This is a genomic window from Brevundimonas naejangsanensis (assembly GCF_003627995.1).
GTDB classification, from domain to species: domain Bacteria; phylum Pseudomonadota; class Alphaproteobacteria; order Caulobacterales; family Caulobacteraceae; genus Brevundimonas; species Brevundimonas naejangsanensis_B.
The window spans coordinates 1,311,212-1,336,098 of record NZ_CP032707.1 but is presented as its reverse complement, the minus strand read 5'-3'; the positions used below and the strand labels follow the sequence as shown (position 1 = coordinate 1,336,098).

Annotated in this window: 22 protein-coding genes; 3 read left to right on the top strand and 19 right to left on the bottom strand. The window is 69.7% G+C overall.

Translation table 11 applies throughout. The features are described 5' to 3' along the window. The first annotated feature begins 62 nt into the window (after positions 1 to 62). Both D8I30_RS06255 and D8I30_RS06250 read left to right on the top strand, forming a co-directional pair. Positions 63 to 467 (top strand): PTS sugar transporter subunit IIA, encoded by a 405-nt coding sequence (locus D8I30_RS06255; RefSeq protein WP_003169842.1) that lies wholly within the window; start codon positions 63 to 65, stop codon positions 465 to 467. Continuing rightward, on the top strand, positions 464 to 751 hold the full coding sequence (locus tag D8I30_RS06250; RefSeq protein ID WP_121481975.1) for an HPr family phosphocarrier protein: 288 nt from the start codon (positions 464 to 466) through the stop codon (positions 749 to 751). Before D8I30_RS06255 ends, D8I30_RS06250 begins: the two co-directional genes overlap by 4 nt. Positions 752 to 771: 20 nt before the next feature. Here D8I30_RS06250 and mnhG read toward each other — a convergent pair whose 3' ends face one another. The 19 genes from mnhG to D8I30_RS06155 form a co-directional block, all read right to left on the bottom strand. Beyond that, positions 772 to 1,125: a monovalent cation/H(+) antiporter subunit G gene (mnhG, locus tag D8I30_RS06245; protein ID WP_121481974.1), complete on the bottom strand. Its 354-nt coding sequence runs from the start codon at positions 1,123 to 1,125 to the stop codon at positions 772 to 774. After that, positions 1,122 to 1,403 (bottom strand): K+/H+ antiporter subunit F, encoded by a 282-nt coding sequence (locus tag D8I30_RS06240; protein ID WP_121481973.1) that lies wholly within the window; start codon positions 1,401 to 1,403, stop codon positions 1,122 to 1,124. The genes mnhG and D8I30_RS06240 overlap by 4 nt, the downstream gene beginning before the upstream one ends. Then, positions 1,400 to 1,900 carry a Na+/H+ antiporter subunit E gene (locus D8I30_RS06235; RefSeq protein ID WP_121481972.1) on the bottom strand — a complete coding sequence of 167 codons (501 nt, stop codon included), beginning with the start codon at positions 1,898 to 1,900 and terminating at the stop codon, positions 1,400 to 1,402. Before D8I30_RS06235 ends, D8I30_RS06240 begins: the two co-directional genes overlap by 4 nt. Beyond that, positions 1,897 to 3,492 carry a monovalent cation/H+ antiporter subunit D gene (locus D8I30_RS06230; RefSeq protein ID WP_121481971.1) on the bottom strand — a complete coding sequence of 532 codons (1,596 nt, stop codon included), beginning with the start codon at positions 3,490 to 3,492 and terminating at the stop codon, positions 1,897 to 1,899. The genes D8I30_RS06235 and D8I30_RS06230 overlap by 4 nt, the downstream gene beginning before the upstream one ends. After that, positions 3,489 to 3,833 (bottom strand): Na+/H+ antiporter subunit C, encoded by a 345-nt coding sequence (locus tag D8I30_RS06225; protein ID WP_276118904.1) that lies wholly within the window; start codon positions 3,831 to 3,833, stop codon positions 3,489 to 3,491. The genes D8I30_RS06230 and D8I30_RS06225 overlap by 4 nt, the downstream gene beginning before the upstream one ends. Then, a complete protein-coding gene (locus D8I30_RS06220; RefSeq protein WP_121481970.1) occupies positions 3,830 to 6,778 on the bottom strand; it encodes a monovalent cation/H+ antiporter subunit A in 2,949 nt (982 codons plus the stop codon). Before D8I30_RS06220 ends, D8I30_RS06225 begins: the two co-directional genes overlap by 4 nt. Positions 6,779 to 7,041: 263 nt before the next feature. Further along, complete coding sequence (locus tag D8I30_RS06215; protein ID WP_121481969.1) at positions 7,042 to 8,031, bottom strand: urea transporter; 990 nt, start codon at positions 8,029 to 8,031, stop codon at positions 7,042 to 7,044. An 86-nt stretch (positions 8,032 to 8,117) separates the two neighbouring features. Further along, entirely contained in the window at positions 8,118 to 9,560 is a 1,443-nt protein-coding gene (locus D8I30_RS06210) for an aldehyde dehydrogenase family protein (protein WP_121481968.1), read from the bottom strand. 122 nt (positions 9,561 to 9,682) lie between these two features. Further along, entirely contained in the window at positions 9,683 to 11,317 is a 1,635-nt protein-coding gene (locus D8I30_RS06205; protein ID WP_121481967.1) for an alkaline phosphatase D family protein, read from the bottom strand. Between the two features lie 110 nt (positions 11,318 to 11,427). After that, on the bottom strand, positions 11,428 to 14,472 hold the full coding sequence (locus D8I30_RS06200) for a TonB-dependent receptor (protein ID WP_121481966.1): 3,045 nt from the start codon (positions 14,470 to 14,472) through the stop codon (positions 11,428 to 11,430). A gap of 117 nt (positions 14,473 to 14,589) precedes the next feature. Beyond that, the gene (locus D8I30_RS06195; RefSeq protein ID WP_205570753.1) at positions 14,590 to 15,828 is read right to left on the bottom strand and encodes a hypothetical protein; all 1,239 of its coding nucleotides are present in this window, start codon (positions 15,826 to 15,828) and stop codon (positions 14,590 to 14,592) included. A 217-nt stretch (positions 15,829 to 16,045) separates the two neighbouring features. Beyond that, a complete protein-coding gene (gene pcaD, locus D8I30_RS06190; protein ID WP_121481965.1) occupies positions 16,046 to 16,831 on the bottom strand; it encodes a 3-oxoadipate enol-lactonase in 786 nt (261 codons plus the stop codon). Continuing rightward, positions 16,831 to 18,036, bottom strand: coding sequence for a 3-oxoadipyl-CoA thiolase (pcaF, locus tag D8I30_RS06185; protein ID WP_121481964.1), 1,206 nt, complete (start codon positions 18,034 to 18,036; stop codon positions 16,831 to 16,833). The genes pcaD and pcaF overlap by 1 nt, the downstream gene beginning before the upstream one ends. A 48-nt stretch (positions 18,037 to 18,084) precedes the next feature. After that, positions 18,085 to 18,744, bottom strand: a complete 660-nt coding sequence (locus D8I30_RS06180; RefSeq protein ID WP_121481963.1) for a 3-oxoacid CoA-transferase subunit B — start codon at positions 18,742 to 18,744, stop codon at positions 18,085 to 18,087. Then, positions 18,744 to 19,454: a CoA transferase subunit A gene (locus tag D8I30_RS06175; RefSeq protein ID WP_121481962.1), complete on the bottom strand. Its 711-nt coding sequence runs from the start codon at positions 19,452 to 19,454 to the stop codon at positions 18,744 to 18,746. Before D8I30_RS06175 ends, D8I30_RS06180 begins: the two co-directional genes overlap by 1 nt. A gap of 73 nt (positions 19,455 to 19,527) precedes the next feature. Next, positions 19,528 to 20,448, bottom strand: coding sequence for a catechol 1,2-dioxygenase (gene catA / locus D8I30_RS06170; protein ID WP_121481961.1), 921 nt, complete (start codon positions 20,446 to 20,448; stop codon positions 19,528 to 19,530). 49 nt (positions 20,449 to 20,497) lie between these two features. Beyond that, positions 20,498 to 20,788, bottom strand: coding sequence for a muconolactone Delta-isomerase (gene catC / locus D8I30_RS06165; RefSeq protein ID WP_121481960.1), 291 nt, complete (start codon positions 20,786 to 20,788; stop codon positions 20,498 to 20,500). A gap of 2 nt (positions 20,789 to 20,790) precedes the next feature. Further along, positions 20,791 to 21,939 (bottom strand): muconate/chloromuconate family cycloisomerase, encoded by a 1,149-nt coding sequence (locus D8I30_RS06160; protein WP_121481959.1) that lies wholly within the window; start codon positions 21,937 to 21,939, stop codon positions 20,791 to 20,793. After that, the gene (locus tag D8I30_RS06155) at positions 21,939 to 22,928 is read right to left on the bottom strand and encodes a LysR family transcriptional regulator (protein WP_121481958.1); all 990 of its coding nucleotides are present in this window, start codon (positions 22,926 to 22,928) and stop codon (positions 21,939 to 21,941) included. Before D8I30_RS06155 ends, D8I30_RS06160 begins: the two co-directional genes overlap by 1 nt. 424 nt (positions 22,929 to 23,352) lie before the next feature. Between D8I30_RS06155 and D8I30_RS06150 the strand changes: the two genes are divergently transcribed. After that, positions 23,353 to 24,870 carry an alginate export family protein gene (locus tag D8I30_RS06150; RefSeq protein ID WP_121481957.1) on the top strand — a complete coding sequence of 506 codons (1,518 nt, stop codon included), beginning with the start codon at positions 23,353 to 23,355 and terminating at the stop codon, positions 24,868 to 24,870. The last annotated feature ends 17 nt before the right edge of the window (positions 24,871 to 24,887 follow it).

Below are 24,887 nucleotides of genomic sequence, written 5' to 3'. Positions count from 1 at the left end.
ATGAAGACGGGCTTGTCGCTTGCGGAGGGCGGGCGGGGGCGTATGTCTTTGGTGAAGCCTAAATGATCGGGCTGGTGATCGTCACCCACGGAGGTCTGGCCTCCGAATTCCTGTCGGCGATGGAGCATGTGGTCGGGCCGCAGCGCGGCGTGGCCGCCATCTGCATCGGCCCCGACGACGACATGGAGCGGCGCCGCCGCGACATCGTCGACGCCGCCGCCGCGGTCAACGAGGGCGAGGGCGTCATCCTGCTGACCGACATGTTCGGCGGCACCCCCTCCAACCTGGCCATTTCCGTGATGGAGCAGACCGGCGCCGAGGTCATCGCCGGACTGAACCTGCCCATGCTGATCAAGCTGGCCAGCGTGCGCGGCCGCGAAAGCCTGGAGGCCTGCGTGGCCCATGCCCAGGACGCGGGCCGCAAATACATTTCGGTGGCCTCCTGGGTCCTCGCGGGCGAGAAATGAGCGACGTCGCCCCTTCCGCCCAGGCGGTGCTGAACATCTGCAACCAGCGCGGCCTGCACGCCCGGGCCTCGGCCAAATTCGTCAAGCTGGCCTCTGAGTTCCAGTCCGAGATCGCCGTCACCCGCGACGGGGTCACCGTCGACGCCCGCTCGATCATGGGCCTGCTGATGCTGGGGGCCGGCATCGGCTGCGGCGTCGAGGTGCGGGCCGAGGGTCCCGACGCGGCCGAGGCCGTGGCCGCGCTCAGCGACCTAGTCGCGCGCCGCTTCGACGAAGACCAGTAGCTGGCCTCAACGCCCCGCCGTCAGTCGCATTCGCCTTCAGCCGGGACGCGGGCGCCGCCGGCCGAGGTGCGGTCACGGAACAGGGCCGCGCGCGCCAGGATGATCAGCGTCACCGGCGTGGTGGCCGTAAAGAAGAGGGCGATCAGCAGCTCGCGCGGCATGAACCGCTTCTCCAGGGCGATGAAGAAAACCAGCGACCCCGCCAGCACCAGGGCCATGCCCAGGGTCGCGCCCAGGGTCGGGGCGTGCACCCGCTCATAGAAGGTGCGCAGCCGGATCAGCCCGAGGGCGCCGATCAGGGTTACCGCCGCCCCCGTCACCGACAGCAGGGCGGTCAGGCCCAGGACCCAGGCCGGAAGCTCAGCCGCCGTCATTCGATCACCTCGCCGCGCATGAGGAATTTGGCCATGGCCACGGTCGAGGCGAAGCCCACCATGCCGATGATCAGGGCCGCGTAGAAATAGAGGCTGCTGCCCGTGCGCACCCCGAAGGCGACGATCAGCAGCATCCCCGACTGATACAGGGTGTCCATGCCCAGAATGCGGTCCTGGGCGCGGGGCCCGGTGGCGATGCGCCAGGCGGCCACGCCCATGGCCCCCGCCAGCAGCAGTTGGGTCAGCACCATCCCCCAGTAGAAGACGGCGGCCATCATTCGAAGATCTCCATCAGGCGACGTTCGTAGCGACCCTTGATCACCCCGGCCCAGTCGTCCTCGGGCCGCAGGTTGAGGATGTGCAGCAGCAGGACGCCGCTGGCCTCCTCGTACTCGACCCAGATGGTGCCGGGCGTGCTGGTGATGATGACGGCCAGGATGCCCAGGGCGTGACGGTTGCGCATCTGCAACGGAATGTGGACGAAGCCCGCGACCCGCTTGGCATCCCCTGCCCGTTCGCGCTTCAGGACGATGCGGGCCACCTCCCAGTTGGAGCGCACGACGTCGCGCGCGACCAGCAGGGCCAGCTCCAGGATGACCAGGGGCTTCTTCACCCGCACCGGCTCGACGTCTAGGGCCCGCATGATGTGGGGCGTGGCCAGGGCCGCCAGAGCCGCCAGAGCCAGGGCCGGCGGCGCCGCCGAGGCGCTGAGCAGCAGGGACGCCCCGAACAGGGCGACCGACAGGAAGGGGTGAGGCAGGACGGCCTTGATCATGCGGCGCCTCCGCCCAGGACCGCGCGGACATAGGCGTCGGGCCGCCCCAGCCAGTCCGCCGTGTGCGCCGCATAGGCGAAGGCCGCCTCGCCGAACACCGCCAGCAGGACGCAGGCCCCCAGCAGGCCGGTGATGGCGATCATCTCCGTCGCCCCGATGACCACCGGCGCCTCCTCCTCGTCGCGCGACCACAGGGCCGCCATGCCCAGGCGCGTCAGACCGATCAGGGCGCCCAGGCTGGCCAGGGACAGGGCGATGATGACCAGGATGGCCGCCACGCCCCCGGTGCGCGCCAGGGCCTCGATCATGGCCAGCTTGCCGATGAAGGCCGACAGGGGCGGCAGGCCCGTCAGCATCAGGGTGCAGATCAGGAACAGACCGCCCAGGGCCGCGACGGCGGCGGGGATGACCAGACCGGGCTCGTTGCGCTCCTCGTCGTCGAAGGGGTCGCTGAACTCGTCCTCGAACACGGCCCGACCCGAGCGGGCGCCGGGGTCCTGCCCCCGGTGCAGCACTTCGCCCAGCATGAACAGGGCGCCGCAGGCCAGGGTCGAGCCGACCAGGTAGAAGACCGCCCCGCCCAGGGCGTCGACATCGCCGGTCCCGACCACCGCCAGCACAGTGCCCGACGAGACCATGACGGCGTAGGCCGCCGCGCAGGCCAGGTCGCGCGCCGCGATCAGCCCCGCCACGCCGAAGCCGATGGTGGCCAGCCCCCCGACCAGCAGCCAGACCTCGCCGAAGCCCGCCGACCCGGCCGCCCCCGCCCCGAACAGCAGCAGGCTGAGACGGATGACGACATAGGCGCCGACCTTGGACAGGATGGCGAAGACGGCCGCCGCCGGGGCGCTGGCGGCGGTGTAGGTGGTGGTCAGCCAGAAACCGAGCGGCCACATGGCGCACTTGGTCAGGAAGGCCACGCCCAGCACCGCCGCCGCGACGTGGAACAGGCCACGGTCCTCCGGCGCGATGCCCGGAATCCGCATGGCCAGGTCGGCCATGTTGAGGGTGCCGGTGACGCCGTAGATCAGGCTGACCCCGATCAGGAACAGCATGGAGGCCGTCAGGTTGACCGCGATATAGGCGAGCCCTGCGCGGATGCGCGCCTCGCCCGAGCCGTGCAGGGCCAGGCCGTAGGAGGCCGCCAGCATGATCTCGAAGAAGACGAAGAGGTTGAACAGATCGCCCGTCAGGAAGGCCCCGTTCACCCCCATGACCAGCAGCAGGAACAGGGCGTGGAAACGCGGCCCGGCCCGGTCCCAGCGGGCCAGGGCGAAGATCAGGGAACAGGCCCCCAGCACGCTGGTCAGGGCCACCATCAGGGTCGACAGGCGATCGGCCACCAGGACGATGCCGAACGGCGCCGGCCAGTCGCCCAGGCGATAGACGCGCGCCGTGTCGCCGCCGCCGACGGCGCCGGTCGCGCTCTCGTGCAGCAGGGCCAGGGCCATGACCAGGATGGCGGCCATGGCGAAGAGGCTGAGGCCGCCCTTGAGCAGGCGGCGCCGCTCGTCGAACATCAGCATGGCCGCGGCGATGACCATGGGCAGGACGATGGGGCCGATGATCAGGTGATCTTGCCAGTGGGTCATTCCGCCGGCTCCTGTCCGTCGACGTGGTCGCTGCCGGTCTCCCCGCGCGAGGCGAGCAGCACCACCAGGAAGAGGGCCGTCAGGGCGAAGCTGATGACGATGGCCGTCAGCACCAGGGCCTGAGGCGTGGGATCGGCGTAGAGGGCCGGGTCCTCGGCCCCCTTGGCGGTCACGGGCGCGGCCGCGGTGCGCAGCCGCCCCATGGAGAAGATGAACAGATTGACCGCATAGGAGATCAGCGACAGGCCGATGATGACCTGGAAGGTGCGCGGCCGCAGCAGCAGCCACACCCCCGAGGCGGTCAGCACGCCGATGGCGGCGGCCAGGACGAGCGGCATCATGACGGCTCTCCCGCTTCGGAGCTCTCGACGGCGGCGGCCCCGGCAGCGGCTTCGTCGACCCGGGCCTTGCGCAGCGACTGGTGGGCCAGGGCGACCAGGATCAGCACCGTCGCCCCGACCACGAGGATGACCACCCCCAGGTCGAACAGGACGGCGGTGGCCAGGGGCACGCGACCCAGCAGCGGCAGGTCGGTGTACTGGAAATAGGTCGTCAGGAAGGGATGGCCGAACAGCCAGGACCCGGCGCCGCTGAGCGCCGCCAGCATCAGGCCGACGCCGATCCACAGGATGGGCCGGATCGCCAGCCGCTCCTCGACCCAGCGCGCGCCCGAGACCATGTACTGCAGGATGAAGGCGATCGACAGGGCCACCCCGGCGGCGAAGCCCCCGCCCGGCAGGTCATGGCCGCGCAGGAAGAGGTGCACGGCCAGCAGGATGATGAAGGGGAACATCCAGCGCATGACCACGCCGGGGATCATCATGGTGTCCTTGAGGGTGTCGCCTTCGGTGCGGCCCTCGCGCAGGCGGTCGGATTCGTCCTGCACCCGCTTCTGCATCGGCTGGGTCAGGCTGTCGCTGGCGGGCCGGAAGCGGCGCAGCAGGGCCAGCACCGTCAGCCCCACCACGCCCAGGACGGTGATCTCGCCGAAGGTGTCGAAGGCGCGGAAGTCGACCAGGATGACGTTGACGACGTTGCGGCCGCCCGCATCGCTGTAGGCGCGCTCGACAAAGAAGCGCGACAGGCCCTCGACCGGCGGACGCACCATGACGGTCCAGGACAGCACGGCGACCCCGGCGCCGGCGGCGACGGCGATCAACCGGTCCAGACGGCGGCGCCAACGGGCGCGGCGCTGCTCGCGCTCGGGGACGTTGATCTCCTCCAGCCGCTTGGGCAGCCAGCGCAAGCCGAGCAGCAGCAGCACGGTCGTCACCACCTCGACCACCAGCTGGGTCAGGGCCAGGTCCGGCGCCGACAGCCAGACGAAGGTCAGGCAGCTGGCCAGGCCCGCCCCGCTCATCAGCGCCACGGCCGCCAGGCGATGGTATTTGGCCTGCCAGGCGGCGGCCACGGCGCAGACGCCGCCGACCAGCCACAGGGCGGCGAAGGCCAGGTTGTGCGGCTGGGGCGGGCGGAACTCGGGCCAGACGATGACGAAGCCGGTCGTCGCCGCCGCACCCCCGGCCAGCAGGGCCGTCAGCACGATCACGCGCAGCTGCGGCTGCAGCCGCCGAGTGCCGAGGCGGCTCTGCACCGTCTCTGAGACCCGCAGCAGCAGCGCCATCGACCGCTCGAACAGATAGCCGCCGTTCAGCCGCTTCATGCCCCAGGGGCCGCCGCGCGGATTGGCGTTCAGGGCCCGGCCGAAGACGACGTAGAGGGCGATCCCCCCCGCCATGGCGATCACGCCCAGCAGCAGCGGCAGGTTGAAGCCGTGCCACACCGACAGGCTGTAATAAGGCAGGTCGAAGCCCAGCATGGAGACGGCGGCGCTGCGCAGGAAGGGGCCGACCGTCACGGCCGGGAACACCCCGACCACCAGGCACAGGGCCACCAGCACCTCGACCGGGCGCCGCATCCAGGCGGGCGGCTCGTGCGGAATGCGGTCCAGCTTGGTCGGCGGCGGGCCGAAGAAGGTGTTGTGGATGAAGCGCAGCGAATAGAGGACGCTGAAGGCGCTGGCCAGGGTCGCCAGCACCGGCAGGGCCTGGTTCAGGCTCTTGTTCTGGGCGCTGGCCAGGGCCTCGGCCAGGAACATCTCCTTGGACAGGAAGCCGTTCAGCAACGGCACCCCCGCCATGGCGGCGGCGGCCACCATGGCCAGGGTGGCGGTGATCGGCATGTAGCGGATCAGGCCGCTGAGCTTGCGCATGTCGCGCGACCCGGCTTCGTGGTCGATGATGCCGGCGGCCATGAACAGCGAGGCCTTGAAGGTGGCGTGGTTGACCGTGTGGAAGATGGCGGCGATCGCCCCCAGGTCCGATCCCAGGCCCAGCAGCAGGCAGATCAGCCCCAGGTGGCTGATGGTCGAATAGGCCAGCAGGCCCTTCAGGTCGTGCTGGAAGATGGCGCACCAGGCCCCCAGCAGCAGGGTCGTCAGCCCCGCCCCGCCGACGATGAAATACCACATCTCGGTCTCGCCGAAGATCGGCCAGAAGCGCATCAGCAGGAAGACGCCCGCCTTCACCATGGTGGCCGAGTGCAGATAGGCGCTGACCGGCGTCGGGGCGGCCATGGCGCGCGGCAGCCAGATATGGAACGGGAACTGGGCGCTCTTGGTCAGGGCCGCCGCCAGGATCAGGGCCAGGGCGACCGGATAGAGGGGGTCGGCCAGGATCACGTCGCGCGCGGCGACCACGGCGTCCAGCTCATAGCTGCCGGCGATGCGGCCGATCAGGATCATGCCGACCAGCAGGGCCACCCCGCCCGTGGCGGTGATCGACAGGGCCATGCGCGCGCCGTCGCGCGCCGCCGCGTTCTGATGCCAGTAGCCGATCAGCAGGAAGGAGAAGAGGCTGGTCAGCTCCCAGAAGACCACCATCTGGATCAGGTTGCCCGACAGGACGACCCCCTGCATGGCGCCCATGAAGGCGAGCAGGAAGGAGAAGAAGCGCGGCACCGGGTCCTTGGGCGACATGTAGTAGCGCGCATAGAGGACCACGAGAGCGCCGATCCCCAGGATCAGGGCGCTGAACAGCCAGGACAACCCGTCCAGCCGGATGATCAGATTGACCCCCAGCGAGGGCAGCCAGTCGATCTGCTGCTTCAGCACCTCCCCGTCCTGGAATCGCGGCCATAGGACGGCCAGGCAGGTCACGCTGATCAGGGCCACGATCCAGGACAGCACCGCCGCCGAGGTGCGCGCATGCCGGGGCAGGCCCGCGGCGATCAGCGCCCCGATGAAGGGCAGGACGAGAATGACGATCAGGAGAAGGCTGGCTGGCACGGGCGGGTCGATCGTCTCCGAGATGGATGGGCGGCGTCCGCAAGGAGCGCCTTTGCGCCTCACCGTTCTGCCAGAGTTTTTTCTAAGGGAAATGACGGACTTCGGTCAAAGCGGCGAGTTGGCGCATTTGTGACCGCGCCTGATGCCGTTCAGGACCGCTGGCATCGGCGCCGCGGGTCGTCAGGCTGCCCCGGTTCCAGCCTCGGAACGGGGCGTTTTCGGACGTCAGCCTTCGCCCCTGCCTGGGCCGGGCGAGGCGCCGCTCAGTCCTCGGCGACCCTTTGCAGGCGCGAGAAGGCGGGCGCGGCCAGGACGAAGACCCAGACCACCACGACGAACGGCAGAGTGAGGGCGGGCATGCCGAGCGGCGCCAGGGCGGCCGACAGGGCGGCGTAGGCCACCGTCGCCGCCACCGCCCCCAGGACGGCGTAGGCCAGGGTCGCGACGCCGGGCCGGAAGAAGACGCTCGCCAGGGCGATGGCGGTCAGGGCGGCGTTGAAGCCGAAGGCGCCGGCGCGAATGGCGGGCTCTGCGGCGCCCATGCCCCAGGCCACCATCAGGCCGATCAACGACCCCGCCAGCGCCGCCGCTCCCGCCTGACGCGAACTGACCAGCAGACCGGCCAGGAACAGGCCGCCGGTGATCGGGCTGGCCTGGAAGAAGACCTGGGCCACGCCGCTTAACAGGCCCTCGACCACGGTCGAGCCGGTGACCACGCCCTCGACCGTCACGGCGTGGGGCAGGCCCGCCGTCGGCAGTTGGTCGGTGGACTGAAGCCGGCCGAACCGCGCGGTCGCCAGGAAGACGCACAGGGTGGTGAAGACGAAGGGCGCGGTCAGCACCGGCGCCTTCCAGACCTTCATCAGGGTGAGCATGGCCGCCATCAGCACGCTCGACGCGGCGGCGGCGAAGATCACCACCGCCCAGGTCAGCACGCCGGGCTGCAGGAAATACATCAGGGCGACGGCGACCAGGGCGCCGTTGAAGCCGAACAGACCCGCTCGCAGCTGGGCCGGCTCGGCCGCCAGCAACCGCGCCGTCGCCGTGCTGGTCGCCGCGCCCAGAAGAACCGCCGAGCCGAACAGGGGCGAATTGTAGAAGACGCCCGCCAGAAACAGCAGGCCCGCATAGCTGTTGTTCTGCAGCATGACCTGGCCGACGCCGCGCAGCACCGTGTCGACGAAAGTCACGAACGCCGCCAACGGCCCCTGGCCGTCCGCCGCCAGGCCGGTGCGCGAAAGTCGAATGGTCATGGGTTGAACTCCGCGCCCCGCCGGCGTCCTGTCATCATTCATGCCGCGCCTGCCGCAGACCCGCCGATCCTGTCCAGCGGCGTCGTTCAGCCCGCCGAGTAGCTGGTCTTGGTCTGGGTGTAGAAGGCGGCGGCGGCGAAGCCCTGTTCGCGCGGGCCGTAGGAGGAGGCCTTCGTGCCGCCGAAGGGCACGTGATAGTCGACCCCGGCGGTGGGCAGGTTGACCATGGTCATGCCCGCCCGGGCCCGGCGCTGGAAGTCCCGGGCGTGCTTGAGCGACTGGGTGACGATGCCCGCCGACAGGCCGAACTCGACGCCGTTGGCGATGGCCAGGGCCTCTTCATAGGAGGCGACGCAGATGGTCGAGGCGACCGGGCCGAACACCTCCTCATGGTTGATCCGCGCGTCCGGCAGGGTGTCGGCGATCAGGGTCGGCTGGACGTACCAGCCGGGCTTGTCGAGGCTCAACCGCTCGCCCCCGGCGACGACGCGGCCGCCGCCGTCCCGGGCGATGGCGATGTAGTCATAGGAGACCTGACGCTGGGCCTCGGTCACGGCCGGGCCCATCTGGGTAGCCGGATCGAGCGCGTCGCCGACGCGCAGGGCCTTCACCCTCTCGGCCAGGGCGGCGACGAAGCGGTCGTGGATTCCGTCCTGCACGATCAGGCGGCTGGAGGCGGTGCAGCGCTGGCCGGTGGCGAAGAAGCTGCCGTCGAGAGCGATGGCCACGGCCCGCTCCAGGTCGGCGTCGTCCAGCACTATCAGGGGGTTCTTGCCGCCCATCTCCAGCTGCACCCGGGCCTGACGCTTCATCGCGCCTTCGGCCACGCTCGCGCCCACGGCCTGCGAGCCGGTGAAGCTGACGCCGTCCACACCGGGGTGGGCGACGATGGCGCGGCCCACGTCGCCGTCGCCGATGACCATGTTGACCACCCCGCCCGGCAGGCCCGCCTCATGCAGGATGGCGACCAGGGCCTCGGCCGTGGCCGGGGTCGGGCCGGCGGGCTTGATCACCACCGTATTGCCGAAGGCGACGGCGGGGGCGATCTTCCAGGCCGGAATGGCGATGGGGAAATTCCACGGGGTGATCAGGCCGAAGACGCCGACCGGCTGGCGATAGGTCTGCACCTCCACGCCCGGCCGGGTCGAGGCCAGGTTCTGGCCGTGCAGACGCAGGGCCTCGCCCGCGAAATACTTGAGGATGCGGGCGGCGCGGGCCGTCTCGCCAATGCCTTCGGCCAGGGTCTTGCCCTCCTCGCGCGACAGCAGGCGGCCGACGACCTCGCGCCGCTCCATCAGCAAGGTTCCGGCCCGGTCCAGCACGTCCGAGCGCGCCTCGGGCGAGGCGTCGGCCCAGCCGGGGAAGGCCGCGCGGGCGGCGGCGACGGCCTGGTCGACCTCGGCGGCGCCGCCCAGAGGGGTGCGGGCCACCACCTCGCGGGTGTCGGAAGGATTCCGCCGCTCGCCCGGCCGCTCGGCCCCGACCTTCTCCCCGCCGATCCAGTGCGAGAGTTCAAGCGTGTCGACCATGCCGCATACCTTCCCAAACCGGCGAGCGGCTGCACCCGCCCCGCCTTTCGCCGCAGTGTGAAGGCCAAAGCCGCGATCAGCCAGTCCTCTCTTGCAGCCGCGCAGCGGGAATCCGCGAACCGTCAGGCCAGGAAGCGCCGCCGGCCCTTCTCGACCGCCATCCGGTGCACGCCGGCGACGGCCGTGCCGCGCGCCTTGACCGTCTCCATGAAGATCCATTCGCCGCCGACGCGCTCGGGGGTGATGTCGATCATCATATAGCCGCGCCCGCTGGTCTGGGCCCAAGCCATCTCCGGGTTGGCGGCGACGAAGGAACGGGCGGCGACTGAGGGCGCCACGCCCAGCTGGCGCTCGATGCCGTTGGAGGTCACGGCCTGGCCGGCGAACTCCACCCCGGCGGAGCGTCCGTCCTCGGCCAGGGAATAGGCCCAGGCGTTGTGGCTGTCGCCCGCCAGCATGACCAGGTCGGCGTCCGCCGCCTGCGCCGCCTTGAGGAAGCGCGAGCGCGCCGCCGGATAGCCGTCCCAGCGGTCCATCCACATGGGCAGGCCGACCCGGCCCGCCCGCGCGGCGTTGGCGAAAGAGCGGACGGCGCCTTCGCTGAGGTCTGACCGCAGCCAGCTGACCGCGTCCTGGGGCATGACGGTGCGGCCCATGATGGTTCCCATGCCGACCACCTGCCAGGCCGTGGTCCGGGCGTTGGCCCGCAGTTCGCGCGCCAGCCAGGCCTCCTGCGTCGAGCCCAGCATGGAGGCCGAGGCGTCCTGCCAGGCGCCGTCGCGAAAGGCGGTCAGGGCGGCTTCCGTCCCCTCGCGATAGGCGGCGCCGATGTCGGCCTGGCGCGTGCGGCCGATCAGGCGCGATTCCGTGCGGTAGAGGGTGGCCAGATCGCCGATGGCGTAGGCCTTCCACGGCTCTTCCGAGATCGGCATCCACTCCAGATAGGCCTGGACGGCGGCGGCGCGCCGCGTGCTCCAGTCGCCCTCGGTCGCCGACTGGTGGTTCTGAGCCCCGCCCTCCCAGCTGTCGTTGGTCGATTCATGGTCGTCCCAGACGCAGACCATGGGGGCCGCCGCGTGCAGGGCCTGCAGGTCGGGATCGGCGCGGTAGCAGGCGAAGCGCAGACGGTAGTCGGCCAGGGCGACCATCTCGTGGTCGTGAGCCGGCAGGACCGCGCGCTCGGCGATGCGGTCATCCACGGCGTAGGAGCCCAGGCCGTATTCATAGACATAGTCGCCGACGTGCAGCCACAGGTCGACGTCGTCGCGCGCCGCCGCGTGGGCATAGGCGTTGAACCAGCCCATCGGCAGATTGGAGCAGGAGAACAGGCCGATGCGGAACCGGCCGGTTCGGCCCACCGGCAGGGTCCGCGCCCGCCCCGTCTGCGACCGCGACCCATCCGGGCCGATGAAGCGATACCAGTAGGTCGCGCCGGGGTTCAGCCCGTCCAGGGTGATCTTGACGGTCCAGTCGCGATAGGCGCCGGTGCGCCCCACGCCGCGCGCCGCGATCTGACGGAAATCGCGGTCCGAGGCGATCTCGACGTCCAGGCGGACCTCGTCGGCGCCGCCCGCGGGGACGTAGCGGCTCCACAGCAACAGGGAGTCCGGCCCCGGCTCGCCGCTGGCGACGCCGTGGGTGAAGCCCGAGGCGCCGAGCATCTCGCGCGCCAGGGCCGCCCCGCCCGGCAGGCCCAGCGCGGCCAGGCCCAGGCCGCCGCCCAGCACCAGCCGCCGTCGATCAAGCATCAGAGGCATGACATGTCCTTTGGAAATGCAATCCGGCGGCGGGGCCGCCCGGTCGGCCCAGCCGCGGCCGCGCCGTCGCGAGACGGCGCGGCCGCCGGGCCTTCAGACGTTCAGGGGGATCAGAAGACGCCCTTGACGCCGATGTTCCACATCGAGCCATAGACGGTGTACTGCTGCACCCGATCGCGCTCGTTGGAGTAGATGACATCCGGCGAGTTGAAGATGTTCCGACCGGCCAGCATCAGGTCGAAACGGTCATTGATCTTGTAGTTCACGCTGACGTTCCACAGCTCGCGCGGCGAGTGGTAGAGGATGCCGTTGTTGGCCGTGGTCGGCGTGTTGTTCAGCCCGCTGACGCGGTATTTCGACTGCCAGTTGCCGTTCAGCTGAAAGTCGAAGCGGCCGAAGTTGTAGCGGACGCCCCAGTTGGCTGCCTGCTTGGGCGTGCTCTGGCGCTCGCCGTCCGGGTCCAGATAGGTCATCGAGCCGTGCAGGCCCAGGCCGCGCCAGGCGCCCGGCAGGAAGGTCAGCTGCTGGCTGTATTCCAGCACCACGCCGCGGTTGGTGCTGGTTCCGTCCAGGTTCTGGGCGCTGCGGAAGGTGTAGCCGGCGTACTCGGCCGGATCGAAGCCGACGTCCTCCGGATTCACCGTCATGCCGGTGACCTGCATGTCCTGCATGTCGAGCTGGTAGGCCGACAGGCCGATGATGCCCGCCGGCTCCAGATAGTACTGCAGGCTGGCGTAGTATTTGGTCGAATGCTCCGGCTTCAGCTCGGGGTTCGGCACGGTGACGATCATGGTGTCGTCGTTGACCGACACCACCCCGCCCAGGTTGCCGTAGTCGGGGCGCAGGACCGCCTGACTGAAGGACAGCTGGCCGACCAGCTTGTCGGTGAAGTCGTATTTGACCCCGCCGCTCCAGAACCAGTCGTCGTACTCGCCCTTGCGATCCTGATAGGTCCCGTTGTTGTACTGGTACAGCAGCCCCTCGACGGTGTTGACCGCCAGGCCGGCGTCCGCGACCTCCTTGGCCGGACGGATGACGGCGATACGGGCCGCCGTCTCGGTCTTCTCATAGCGCAGCCCCAGGTCGAAGCGCGCGCGGCCGGCGTCGGCCTGGGCCTCGGCATAGGCGGAGGTGATGTCCTCCTTGACCCGCTTGTCGTTGTCGAGACGGCGCTTCAGGTTGCCGACCGTGTCGGCGACGAAATAGTCGGGATGCTCGCGATAGATGTCGTAGAGCCCGTAGTTGCTGTCGGCGCGCCAGCCCTGGGCGTTCATGTTGCCCGCATCGAAGCCGATCATCTCGAAACGGTACTTCTGGGTCCACGGCACCACCGCCTCGGGCGCGGTCTGGGTCAGGTCGCCGGTCGGACCGACGTACTGGAACTGCTGGAAGGAGCCCTCGTCCGTGCGCCAGTCGTTGCTGCGCGCGCCAAGGCCGCCCATCAAGGTGAAATGGACGTCGCCCAGGCTGACCCGCTTCTTCAGGTCCAGGTTGAGCGAATACATGTCGTTGATCGCGTCGGACTCGGCGGTGCGGACGTTGTTGCCAATGTCGTCGTCGCGGTTGTAGCTCGTCGGGTCGCTCCACGAACGTCCTGCGGTCTGGCGCAGGTTCCAGGCGTTGGAGTCCGGCGCATCGCGATCCATGACGAAGCCGATCCGCGTCACCTGGCTGTCGGTGCGCTGGAAGAAGCCCTTGCTGTTGTCGCGGAAGTTGAACTCCGAGGTCGAATAGCTGCCGCGCAGCGCCGCCTCCCAAGTCTCGCCCTTATACTCGAGCTTGGGCGCGATCAGATAGGAGGGCGTGCCCGCATAGCGGTGCGAATAGCCCGTGCGCAGCCGGGTGTTCACGCCGTTCGGATCGACCACGATGTGAGTCGGCGTCGAGTCCGCCGTGGCGTAGGAGCGCGTCGTCGTGCCGAACGTCAGATAGGTGTACTGGTTGAAATACTCGACGTCATAGAACGAGTAGTTGCTGCGCAGCGAGAAGATCAGGTCCTCGGTGAACTTGTAGTCCACCGCCAGGTTGGCGGCGGATCGGCTGGTCAGCTTCGGCCCCGGGCGCCACATGACCTGGTAGGGGATCACCCGGCCGTCAGCCAGATAGGACCAGTCGGTCTGGATGCGATCCTGCTGCACGTAGTTGGCGTTGTGGCTGGCGCTGACCGCGACGCCCAGGCGGCCGTCCAGGAACACGTCGGCGTAGGAGAACTGGGCCGAGGGGTAGAGGCTGGCGTGCTTCTTGTCGTCGGGCATGTAGTGGCGCGACAGGGCCGAGTCCGAGGTCGCCACCCCGCCTACCTGGAAGCGCAGCTGCCGCCCGGGCAACTGGAAGGCGTACTTGCTGCGCAGGTTGATGCTGCCGCCCGGCGAGTCCGCGTCCATGCTGGCCAGCAGGGTGTGGTTCAGTTCGATCGTCTCGATGCCGGTGATCGACATCTGCTCGAACGAGTTCTGACGGCCCGAGTTGTTGTTCGAGGTGGCCGTGGCCATCCTGGCCCCGTCCATGGTGAAGGTGGAGTATTTGGGCGGCAGGCCGCCGATGCGCACGGCGGTGGCGTCGACCTCGGTGTAGTCGATCGACAGGCCCGGCATGGATTTCATGAACTCGCCGACGTCGCCCATGGTCAGGGCGCCGAAGTTGTCGGCTGGGACGACGTTCTTGGCGTTCATCGAGGCGCGGCGCTCCATCAGCGCCTTGGCCTGACCGCCGCGCGCGGCCGTGACCACGATGTCCTCGACCGAGGCCACATCGGCGGCGGCGGCATAGGACGGCGCCTTCAGTTCGACATCCAGGGCCGTGGTCTGGCCGGCGCTGACGCTGGCGACGGCGCGCGCCTCCCGCAGACCGGCGTAGCGGACCACCAGGACGGCCTCGCCGGCTGGGACTCCGCTCAGGCGGAAGACGCCGCCGTCGCCCGAATAGGCGACCAGGCTCGTGCCCTCGACGCGGACCTCGGCGTTGCGGACGTATTCGCCGGTGGCGGTGTCGAACACCCGGCCGCGCAGGGCGCCGGCGGCGACGGGGGCCTGGGCCGTCGCGGCCTGGGCCAGCGCCGCCTGGGGCGTCGCCGCCGCGAAGGCGGCCGCCATCAGCGGACACAGCAGAAGGGCGCGCGGGCTCACGCCGGCGAGGTGCTGGAGACGAGACTTCATAGGGACTTGCTCAATCTACTTGGGGAGGGAGGGAGAGAAGGACGGGGGTCCGGACGGCGCGCCGGCGCCCCCGTCGGGTTCAGCCAGCGGGGCCGCCTCGTCGGGGCGGGCCAGACCTCACGGCGTCGTGGAAGGCCCGAGGCTCAGCGCCCGCTCGTCGGCGCTGACGGGGACGAAGGGCGTCTGCGGATCCCCGGTCCAGCGCATCAGGGCGATGTCCGCGGTCTGGCGGCCCTTGCCGCCGGAATTGGCCGCCACATAGAAGAGGCCGCGTCCGACCGGCGCCAGGCCCACGTCGGCCTTCCAGCGCCAGCCGCGCAGGCCCGTGGCGGAATCCTTGAGCCCATCCTGAGCGAGAGGCAGGATCAGGCCCTGCTCCCAGCCCCGACCGTCCGCATCGGGCACGCCGATCAGATCGCCCCTGGCGGGCCGGGCAGACGCCTCGACGGCGAACAGCAGATAATTGGGAAAGGTCGGCTTGCGGCCCTGATAGACGCCCATGAACCAGCGCTTGGCTGTGGCGTCGTAGGCGAGGTTCTGCACCCCGTAGGTCGTGTTGCCGGTGCGGACGAAATACTTGCCGTCAACGGCGGCGGGGCCCTCGCGGTGCGGCTCCGCCTCGGACAGCGGACGGGCGTGACGACCCCAGTCGGCGATGTCGTATTGCAGCAGGACCTGATGGTCGTTGTCGGTGCGCGTGACATCGCCATAGACCCCGTAGGCCACGGTCAGCAGCGAGGGTCCGTCGCTGCGCCCGAAGCGCGGGCCAAAGGCCACCCCGTCGATGCCCGAGGCGCCGTAGCGATGGTCGCGCGTCGCGGCCACGTCGCCGTCGAAGCGGCCGTCGCCGTCCATGTCGGCGGCGTAGTCCCTGGCGACCTCGGCCAGGTGGACCGTCTGGAACAGGGCGCTTTCGCCGGCCTCCACGCCGATCCGGTCAAGCCCGGCGACGTCGATCACGGCGATGTAGAAGGCCTGGTCCGCCTTGTACTCCAGCGAGCCGTAAAGCTTGCCGTCGGCCGGGTTGAAGGCCAGGTCGCCCAGGTGGCCGGTCCAGCCGACCAGGGTCCCGACCAGCCGCCCCTCGAGGTCGTATTTGGCCAGCAGGTTGGTGAAGGAGTAATAGACATAGCCGCCCTCGAGATCGACGGCGACGCCCTGCACATGGCCGGAATCCCACGTCCCGCCGTTCTGGCTCAGGGGCAATCCGGCGGAGGCCCGTCCGTCGACCGCCGCCGAGGCCTGAGCCTGAGCCTGAGCCTGAGCCGGACGCACCGCGACCAGGGCCGCCGTCGCCAGCGCCAGACCCGCCATGACCAAGGGGGTGATCGCCCGTGGCGAAATACCGAATCTCATGCCTGCCCGACCCCGCCTGCGACCACGACGGGGTTAGGGCGGCTTCATGATCGTCCGCTCACGCTTCGGCTACATCCGCGCCAATTTTGAGCGACAGGATCTTGGCCATTAGGTCGTCGGCGGAGTTTCCCGCCGCGCTTGGGCTCGACCTCACGCGACCCGGACGGCAAAGGTCGCCGGGCCTCAAGGCGCGGGCCGCAGCAAGATTGCGCGGCCTTCAAAGAAAGCCGAGCACCGCCGCGCAGAATTCGGAAGAGGCCTCGACGTTGGACAGGTGGGCCGCATCCACGACCGCCAGTTGGCCCTGGCGAACCGCATCGGCCAGCCAACGGCCGTCCTCCACCGAAGTGGACGGGTCCTGGCGCCCCGCGATCACCAGCGTCGGCAGGGCGATCAGCGACGCCGTGGGACGCAGATCCATGTCGCGAATGGCGGCGCAGCAACCGGCGTAGCCCGACGGATCGCACCCCAGCAGCATCTCGCGGATCGGCGCCACGGCCTCGGGCTCACGTGACGGGAAGGCCGGGGTGAACCAGCGGGCGATGGAGGCCTCGGCCAGGGGCGTCATGCCGTCCCTCAGCACGCCTTCGATGCGGTTCTGCCATCCGGAGGGCGGCCCCATGTAGGCGGAGGTGTTGGCCAGGATCAGGTTGCCGATCCGCTCGGGCGCGCGCACGCCCAGCCACTGGCCGACCATGCCGCCCTTGGACAGGCCGCAGAAGTCCGCCCGAGCCACGCCGACGGCGTCCAGCAGCAGCACCGCGTCGCGACCCAGCCGATCCATGGAATAGGCGCCGGCGGGCGTGTCGGACTGGCCGTGGCCCCGGCTGTCGTAGCGCAGCACGCGGAAGCGCTGGGTGAAGGTCGCCATCTGCGGCGCCCACATCTCCATCGTCGTGCCCAGCGAGTTGGACAGCAGCAGGACCGGCGCCTCTTCCGGCCCGTCGAAGCGGTAGGCGATGCGGCAGCCGTCGTCGGCGGTGAAATATTGAACCTCAGCCATCAGACCCGCTCCACCGCGACCGCCAGCCCCTGCCCGACTCCGACGCACAGGGTGGCCAGGCCGTACCGCCCGCCGGTCTTCTCCAGCTGATGCACCAGGGTCATCAGGATGCGCGCGCCGGACATGCCCAGCGGGTGGCCCAGGGCGATGGCGCCGCCGTTGGGGTTCACGCGCGAATCGTCGTCGGCCACGCCCAGGCCGCGCAGCACCGCCAGGCCTTGCGAGGCGAAGGCCTCGTTCAGTTCGATGGCGTCGAACTGAACGATGCTCAGGCCGTGGCGAGCCATCAGCTTCTGCGTGGCCGGGATGGGACCGACACCCATGACGCGCGGGGCCACGCCCGCCGAGGCCATGCCGATGATCCGGGCGCGCGGGGTCAGGCCGTGAGCTTTCACGGCCGCCTCGGAGGCGACGATCATGGCGGCGGCGCCGTCGTTGACGCCCGAGGCATTGCCCGCCGTCACCGTGCCGTCGGGGCGAACGATGGGCTTGAGCTTGGCCAGGGTCTCCAGCGTCGTGTCCGGGCGCGGATGCTCGTCCGCCTCGACCACGGTGACCGCGCCCTTCCTGCCGGCGATCTCGACCGGGATGATCTCCTCGGCGAAATAGCCCGAGGCCTGGGCGGCGGCGGCGCGCTGCTGGCTGCGGACGGCGAAGGCGTCCTGGTCGGCGCGGCTGACGCCGTAGTCGTCGGCGACGTTCTCGCCGGTCTCGGGCATGGAATCGACGCCGTGGGCCGCCTTCATCGCCGGATTGACGAAGCGCCAGCCGATGGTGGTGTCGTAAATGTGCGCCGAACGCGAGAAGGCGGTCTCGGCCTTGGGCATGACGAAGGGCGCGCGGCTCATGCTCTCGACCCCGCCGGCCAGCATCAGGTCGGCGTCGCCCGCGCGGATGGCCCGCGCCGCGTCGCCGACGGCCTGCAGGCCCGAGGCGCACAGACGGTTGACGGTGTTGCCGCCGACGCTGTCCGGCAGGCCGGCCAGAAGGGCGGCCATGCGCGCGACGTTGCGGTTGTCCTCGCCCGCCTGATTGGCCGAGCCGAGGATGACGTCGTCGAGCGCGGCCGGGTCCAGCCCGGCATTGCGCGCCAGCAGCGCCTGCAGCGGCAGGGCCGCCAGATCGTCGGCGCGCACCGAGGCCAGGGCGCCGCCGTAGCGGCCGATGGGGGTGCGGATCGCGTCGCAGATGAAAGCGTGGGTCATCTTAGGCTCCTATCGGTCCGGCCGCGGGCCGGACCTGCTTGAGGAGAGTCATGCGAAAGCTCCCGCGTCGAAGGCGGCGCCGGTCTTCTGGCGCACTTCGTCGAGGCTTACGCCCGGCGCCAGCTCCAGCAGGGTCAGGCCGCCCTGCTTCTTGTCGACGGCGAAGACGGCCAGGTCGCTGATGATCAGGTCGACCACCCCCTGCCCCGTCAGCGGCAGGGTGCAGCGCTCCAGGATCTTGGGCTCGCCGTATTTGTTGCAGTGCTCCAGCACCGCCACCACGCGCTTGACCCCCGCGACCAGGTCCATGGCTCCGCCCATGCCCTTCAGCATCTTGCCGGGGATGGTCCAGTTGGCGATGTCGCCGTTGGCGGCCACCTCCATGGCGCCCAGGACGGTCAGGTCGATGTGGCCGCCCCGGATCATGGCGAAGCTGTCGGCCGAGCTGAAGAAGCTGGACGTCGGCAGTTCCGTGATCGTCTGCTTGCCGGCGTTGATCAGGTCGGGATCGACCTCGTCCGGATAAGGAAACGGCCCCATGCCCAGCATGCCGTTCTCGGACTGAAGCGTGACGTGGACGCCCTCGGGGATGTGGTTGGCCACCAGGGTCGGGATGCCGATGCCCAGGTTGACGTAGAAGCCGTCCTTCAGCTCGCGCGCCGCGCGGGCGGCCATTTCATCGCGGGTCCAGCCGTGGTCCTGGGACATCAGCCCGTCTCCCTTTCACGCGTGGTCAGCTTCTCGATGCGCTTCTCGTTGATGGTCGAGAGCACGATGCGGTCTATGAAGATGCCCGGCGTGTGCACCTGGTCCGGGTCAAAGGTCCCGGCCTCGACGATCTCCTCGACCTCGACCACGGTGATCTTGCCCGCCGTGGCCATGTTCGGATTGAAGTTCCGCGCCGTCTTGCGGAACTGCAGGTTGCCCTCGGGGTCGGCGCGCCAGGCCTTGATGATCGACAGGTCGGCGCGCAGCCAGCGCTCGCGCACATAGAGCTCGCCATCGAACTCCTCGACCGGCTTGCCCTCGGCCACCACCGTGCCGACGCCCGTGCGGGTGTAGAAGGCCGGGATGCCGGCCCCGCCCGCGCGGATGCGCTCGGCCAGGGTGCCCTGCGGGTTCAGCTCCAGCTCCAGCTCGCCGGACAGGAACTGGCTCTCGAACAGCTTGTTCTCGCCGACGTAGGACGAGATCATCTTCCGCACCTGGCGGCTTTCCAGCAGCATCCACAGGCCGAAGCCGTCAGCCCCGGCGTTGTTGGAGATGACGGTCAAGTCCTTGACCCCGGCGGCGCGGATCTCGGGGATCAGGCTCTCGGGATTGCCCGACAGGCCGAAGCCGCCCGACATGATGGTCATGCCGTCGAACAGGACCCCCTCCAGCGCCGCCTTGGGCGACGGATAGATTTTGCTGGCCATTCGGAACTCCGGGCTCATCGGGGAACAGGACGGCGAGCGCCCGCGGTCGCGGACGCTCGCCAGATCGCGGGGATCAGGCCGCGGCGCGGGCGCGGTGCGAGGCTTCCTCTTCCGCCTCGACCGTGGTCGGCTGCATCACGAAGTCGAACTCGATGTCGGCGTAGCGGCCTTCCAGCCCGTACTTCTCGGCCGGCTCGCCGCCTTCGCGATGGTTCACGGCGGGGATCAGGTCCTCACGCGTGGCGTAGGCGAAGTCGTCGCGCAGGTAGGGGTCGCCGTCGATGTTGATCTGGGTCGTCAGGTGACGGTGATCATCGGCCGAGGCGAAGAAGTGGATGTGGGCCGGGCGATGGCCGTGGCGTCCCAGGTGCTTGAGGATGCCCTCGGTCGAGCCGCCGGGAGGGCAGGCGTAGCCCGACGGCACGATCGAGCGGAACGCATAGCGGCCGTCGGCGTCGGTGATGATGGTCCGACGCAGGTTGAAGTCGCTCTGCGTCTTGTCGAAGTAGGAGTAGTTGCCCAGCGTGTTGGCGTGCCAGACCTCGACCTTGGCGCCGGCCAGGGCCTTGCCGTTCACGTCGCGGACCTGACCGTGCATGAACAGGGGCTCGCCCTTGTCCGCGCCGTCGTCCAGCCGGGCGTAGCCCTGCTCGACCGGGGCGCCGGCGACGTAAAGCGGGCCTTCGATGGTGCGCGGGGTGCCGCCCACCACGCCGGCGGCGGCGTCGCGCGCGTCGGCGCGGATGTCGAGGAAGCGCTCGACGCCCAGACCCGCGGCCCACAGGCCGAACTCCGGCGCGCCGGCGGCGGCGTAGTTCAGCGCCTGCCAGAACTCGTCGTCCGAGATGTCGAACTCTTCGATCGTGGCGAACAGGTCGCCGACCACGCGGCGGACGATGGCCTTCAGGCGCGGGTCGCCGCTGACGGTGTCGGCGCCGCTCAGCTTGTCGAGCAAGGCCTGGACTTCGGCGGTGTCGATCAGGCGTTCGGTCATTTCATTTCCTCTCTGACTTGTTCTGCGTTTTGGGGAGTTTCCGACGACCTCAACGGTCGTCGTCATGAATCGACGACGGGTGCCGGCACAGCGGCGTGACCTCGATGTCCATGAAGGGGAACAGCGGCAGGGTGCTGACGATGTCGTGCAGTTCCTGCACGTCAGACACGTCGAAGACGCTGAAGTTCGAATACTGGCCGGCGATGCGCCACAGGTGCCGCCACTTGCCCTGACGCTGCAGATCCTGGGCGCGCTCGCGCTCGATCCGCTTCAGTTCGTCGGCGCGGTCGGGGTCGAAGTCGACGGGGATGCGGACATCCATGCGGACGTGAAACAGCATGTTCAGGCTCCGGCGTAGTGGGTCTTGCGAACGGCGTCGCGACGGAAGAAGGCGACCTTGTCGGCGTCCAGGCGGACGCCCAGGCCCGGGCCGTCGGGCACCTTCAGGCCGAAGTCGGCATAGGCCAGCGGCTCCTCCAGGATCTCCTCGGTCAGCAGCAGTGGGCCGAAGAGCTCGGTCTGGAACGACAGGTGGGCGAAGGTCGAGAAGGCATGGGCCGAGGCGGCCGTGCCGACCGGCCCCTCCAGCATGGTGCCGCCGTACAGGGCCACGCCCGCCGCCTCGGCGATGGCGGCCACGGCGCAGGCGGCCTTGGGCCCGCCGGACTGGGCGATCTTGACGGCGAAGACGTCCGCCGCCGCACCGGCCGCGAAGTCGAAGGCGCTGGCCGGGCCGGTCAGGGATTCATCGGCCATGATGGGGATGGTGAAACGCTGCGACAGCCGCGCCATGGCGCCGCGCAGATGGGCGTCGACCGGCTGTTCCACCAGATCGCAGCCGGCGGCCTCCAGCATGGCGACGCCGCGCGTGGCGCTGGCCTCATCCCAGGCGCGGTTGACGTCGACGCGGACGCTGGCGCGGTCCCCCAGGGCCCGCTTGATGGCGGCGACGTGGGCCACGTCGTCGGCCACCGAGCGCTTGCCGATCTTGAGCTTGAAGATGTTGTGGCGACGCTCGGCCAGCATCCGCTCGGCCTCGTCGATGTCCTTGGCCGTGTCGCCGCTGGCCAGGGTCCAGGCGACCGGCAGGCTCTCGCGGCGACGGCCGCCCAGCAGCTCCGACATCGGCAAGCCGACGCGCTGGCCCATGGCGTCCAGCAGGGCCGTCTCAACGGCGCATTTGGAGAAGCGGTTGCCGGCGATGGCGCGGTTCAGCCGATCCATGAGCTCGGCCGGACGCGTCGGGTCAGCGCCCAGGACCAGGGGCGCGAAATAGGTGTCGAGGGCCAGCTTCATGCCCTCGGGGCTTTCCTCGCCGTAGCTCAGGCCGCCGATGGTGGTGGCCTCGCCGACGCCCGTGGTCCCGTCCGAGCAGCGCACGGTGACCAGCACCATGGTCTGCTGCCGCATGGTCGCCACCGACAGGACGTGCGGGCGGATCGTGGGCAGGTCGACCAGACAGGTCTCGAAGGCGTCGATCGTAATGGCCATCAGGCGGGTCCTTGAAGCGGGGATACGGAGGCGCCGCCGAGGGCCGCCTGGCCCTGGCTCTGGGCCTTGTTGGCGGCGGCGAAGGCTTTGACCTGAGCGCGGAAGCGCGCCAGCGTCGCCGAGCGGTTGTCGCGGCGATAGGACAGGCTGAGACGGGTGGTCGGGGCCGGCGGCTGCAGCGGCCGATAGGCCACGCCCAGGCGCTGGGCGCCCTGGACGCTGGCGGGCACCAGCGACACCCCCGCCCCGGCCGCGATCAGGCCCAGCGCCGTCTGCACGTCCATGGTCTCCTGGGCGATGACCGGCGAGAAGCCGCTCTCGGCGCAGTGGCGCAGGATGACGTCGGCGAAGCTGGGGCGCGGGAAGCGCGGGTAGAGGACGAAGGCGTGACGCGCCAGGTCGCTGAGCGCGACCTCGTCCCGGGCGGCCAGGGGATCGACGTCCGGCAGGGCGACCACCAACGGCTCTTCCATCAGCAGTTCGTCGACCACCTCGGGATCGTCGATGCCGGGCCGGGCGAAGGCGACGTCGATGGTGCGCTCGATCAGGGCCTCGCGCAGCTCCGCCGTGTTCATGGCGTGCAGCAGCAGGTCGACGTCGGGATTGTCGGTGCGAAAGGCGTTCAGCACGCGCGGCAGCAGGGAATAGGTGGCCGAGCCGACGAAGCCGACGTTGAGCACGCCGATCGAGCCCTCCGCCGCGCGACGCGCCATCCGCGTCGCCTCCACGATGCTGCCCAGGATCTGACGGGCGCGGGGCAGCAGGGCCTCGCCGGCCACGGTCAGGCGGATCTGGTTGCGGGTGCGGTCGAACAGGGCGGCGCCGATCGCCCCCTCCAGTTCGACCATCTGGCGGCTGAGCGCGGGCTGGGCGATGTTGAGCCGTTCCGACGCCCGCCCGAAATGAAGCTCTTCGGCGATGGCCACGAAATAGCGCAAGCGGCGGACATCGACGCCCGCGGCTTCGGCGAAGGGATCCACCGGGCTCATGGGCGGCCCCCGTCAGGACGGACGGGGTCAACGGCATGACGCATCATGAAGTCGCTCCTTTCGCCAATCCTGTCTCTCACTCGGCGCCACGGCTCGTGCGCCACCTGCAGGAGGTTCGGAGCGGGGAGACGGATTTCCCAATAGCATTTGTCGAAAACCTGATGCCGAAACGGCATGAGTTCGGGATGAGCCATGCCGTCTTCTTCAAGATCAGCAGCGGCGCCCGAGTCCGTCGTCGGGGCTGACGAGCGCCGCTTGCGTCATTCGCGCGAACGCGGACTCAGGTCGCTTCGTTCCGGCCACGGCAGCGCTTTGGAGCTGTCCGCGATCGGTTTCGTTATCGCCTCATGCCGAAGAAATATTGGCCAAGAGCTCCCTCCGTCAAAAAACTGAAAAGAAAAAAGCTCGGAGAGGAGAGCGCCCCATGAAACATTCGCCGTCCCGCCACAGTTGCGTCCTGGCCCTGGCCGTCGCCGCCGCCTCGCTGTCGTCGCAGCACGCCCTGGCGGAAGACGCCGCGGCGGCCACGCCGCCGGAGACCGCCAAGCCGTCGCAGACTGCCCAGCCCGCCCCGACGGCCGCCGCCGTCCTGCCGCCGCAGGCCGGCATGGGGCCGCGCGTCGGCCCCTATTATCTGCTGCGCTTCAACGAGACCTCGGCGCCGACGCGCCCCGCCGGCGCCCCGGCGACGGGCCTCGCCGCGCTGAAATACATGCCGCTGAACGCCAACGGCGACATCAACCTGTCGCTGAGCGGCATGGAGCGCGCCCAGTTCAACAGCTACAGCCATGAATCCCTGGGCGGCCAGAAGTTCAGCGACCAGCAGCTCATGCAGTTCCGCCACATCTACGGCGCGGACCTGCACCTGGGCTCGCACGTCCGGGTCTATGGCGAACTGGCCAGCGGCCAGGTCGGCGGCCACAATATCGGCCCCCAGCCGCCGCGTCAGCGCAACGACCTGGCGCTGCAGCAAGGCTTCGTGGAAGTCAGCGCCCCCGTGGGCGACGGCACGCTCAGCGTGCGCGGCGGGCGTCAGGGCATCTGGCTCGGCAACGGCCTGCTCGTCTCGACCCAGCCCTCGGCCAACATCCCGCTGAGCTTCGACGGCGTCACGGCCCAGTATCGCACCAAGTCGGCGCGCATCGACGTCCTAGCGGTCGAGAACGTCGCCAACACCGAGGACGTCTTCGGCGACTCCAGCAACCCCGGCCGCAAGCTCTGGGGCGTGTACGGCAGCTTCGCCCTGCCCCGCATGGCCGACGACGCCGTGGCCCTGAACCTCGACCCCTTCTACATCGGCTTCAAGTCGACCAAGCTGGCGATGTCCGGCCTGGTCGGCGACGACGAGCGCCACGGCGTCGGCGCCCGCCTGTGGGGCAAGGCCGGGCCGATCCAGCTGGACACCACCGTGGTGCGCCAGGGCGGGACCTTCGCCGGTCAGGACGTGGAGGCCTGGGCCTTCTACGGCGACGCCGGCTATGTGCTCGAATCCTCGCCGCTCAAGCCGCGCTTCGGCTTCCGCTTCGACGCTGTCAGCGGCGGGCGCGACGGCGACAAGATCCAGACCTTCACGCCGCTCTATACGGGCCAGCAATACTACGCCGCCAGCGGCTATCTGGCGGGCAGCAACCTGGTCGAGACCGGCCCGACCCTGGCGCTGAACCTGTCCAAGAACGTGCGCCTGTCGGCCTATAACCGCTGGTACTGGAAGCAGGACCGCGACGACGCCGTCTACGGCCGTGGCTTCGCTCCCTTGCCCGGCACCGCTGATCCGTCGATCGGCTACATCGGCATGCAGCCCGACGTGACGGTCCAGTGGACCATCACCCCCAACCTCTTCCTGACGGTGGAGGGCGCCTATTTCGACGTCTCCGACGGCATGAAACGCGCGGGCGGCCGCGACGTTTTCTACTCGCTCGTCGATCTGACTTTCATGTTCTGAGCCCCCAGAGAAAGAAC

What these genes read in the sequence shown, in the direction of transcription:
- D8I30_RS06255 (WP_003169842.1), top strand. Translation starts at nt 63, where the DNA reads ATGATCGGGCTGGTGATCGTCACCCACGGAGGTCTGGCCTCCGAATTC.
- D8I30_RS06250 (WP_121481975.1), top strand. Translation starts at nt 464, where the DNA reads ATGAGCGACGTCGCCCCTTCCGCCCAGGCGGTGCTGAACATCTGCAAC.
- mnhG (WP_121481974.1), bottom strand. Translation starts at nt 1,125, where the DNA reads ATGACGGCGGCTGAGCTTCCGGCCTGGGTCCTGGGCCTGACCGCCCTG.
- D8I30_RS06240 (WP_121481973.1), bottom strand. Translation starts at nt 1,403, where the DNA reads ATGATGGCCGCCGTCTTCTACTGGGGGATGGTGCTGACCCAACTGCTG.
- D8I30_RS06235 (WP_121481972.1), bottom strand. Translation starts at nt 1,900, where the DNA reads ATGATCAAGGCCGTCCTGCCTCACCCCTTCCTGTCGGTCGCCCTGTTC.
- D8I30_RS06230 (WP_121481971.1), bottom strand. Translation starts at nt 3,492, where the DNA reads ATGACCCACTGGCAAGATCACCTGATCATCGGCCCCATCGTCCTGCCC.
- D8I30_RS06225 (WP_276118904.1), bottom strand. Translation starts at nt 3,833, where the DNA reads ATGATGCCGCTCGTCCTGGCCGCCGCCATCGGCGTGCTGACCGCCTCG.
- D8I30_RS06215 (WP_121481969.1), bottom strand. Translation starts at nt 8,031, where the DNA reads ATGACCATTCGACTTTCGCGCACCGGCCTGGCGGCGGACGGCCAGGGG.
- D8I30_RS06210 (WP_121481968.1), bottom strand. Translation starts at nt 9,560, where the DNA reads ATGGTCGACACGCTTGAACTCTCGCACTGGATCGGCGGGGAGAAGGTC.
- D8I30_RS06205 (WP_121481967.1), bottom strand. Translation starts at nt 11,317, where the DNA reads ATGCCTCTGATGCTTGATCGACGGCGGCTGGTGCTGGGCGGCGGCCTG.
- D8I30_RS06200 (WP_121481966.1), bottom strand. Translation starts at nt 14,472, where the DNA reads ATGAAGTCTCGTCTCCAGCACCTCGCCGGCGTGAGCCCGCGCGCCCTT.
- D8I30_RS06195 (WP_205570753.1), bottom strand. Translation starts at nt 15,828, where the DNA reads ATGAGATTCGGTATTTCGCCACGGGCGATCACCCCCTTGGTCATGGCG.
- pcaD (WP_121481965.1), bottom strand. Translation starts at nt 16,831, where the DNA reads ATGGCTGAGGTTCAATATTTCACCGCCGACGACGGCTGCCGCATCGCC.
- pcaF (WP_121481964.1), bottom strand. Translation starts at nt 18,036, where the DNA reads ATGACCCACGCTTTCATCTGCGACGCGATCCGCACCCCCATCGGCCGC.
- D8I30_RS06180 (WP_121481963.1), bottom strand. Translation starts at nt 18,744, where the DNA reads ATGTCCCAGGACCACGGCTGGACCCGCGATGAAATGGCCGCCCGCGCG.
- D8I30_RS06175 (WP_121481962.1), bottom strand. Translation starts at nt 19,454, where the DNA reads ATGGCCAGCAAAATCTATCCGTCGCCCAAGGCGGCGCTGGAGGGGGTC.
- catA (WP_121481961.1), bottom strand. Translation starts at nt 20,448, where the DNA reads ATGACCGAACGCCTGATCGACACCGCCGAAGTCCAGGCCTTGCTCGAC.
- catC (WP_121481960.1), bottom strand. Translation starts at nt 20,788, where the DNA reads ATGCTGTTTCACGTCCGCATGGATGTCCGCATCCCCGTCGACTTCGAC.
- D8I30_RS06160 (WP_121481959.1), bottom strand. Translation starts at nt 21,939, where the DNA reads ATGGCCATTACGATCGACGCCTTCGAGACCTGTCTGGTCGACCTGCCC.
- D8I30_RS06155 (WP_121481958.1), bottom strand. Translation starts at nt 22,928, where the DNA reads ATGAGCCCGGTGGATCCCTTCGCCGAAGCCGCGGGCGTCGATGTCCGC.
- D8I30_RS06150 (WP_121481957.1), top strand. Translation starts at nt 23,353, where the DNA reads ATGAAACATTCGCCGTCCCGCCACAGTTGCGTCCTGGCCCTGGCCGTC.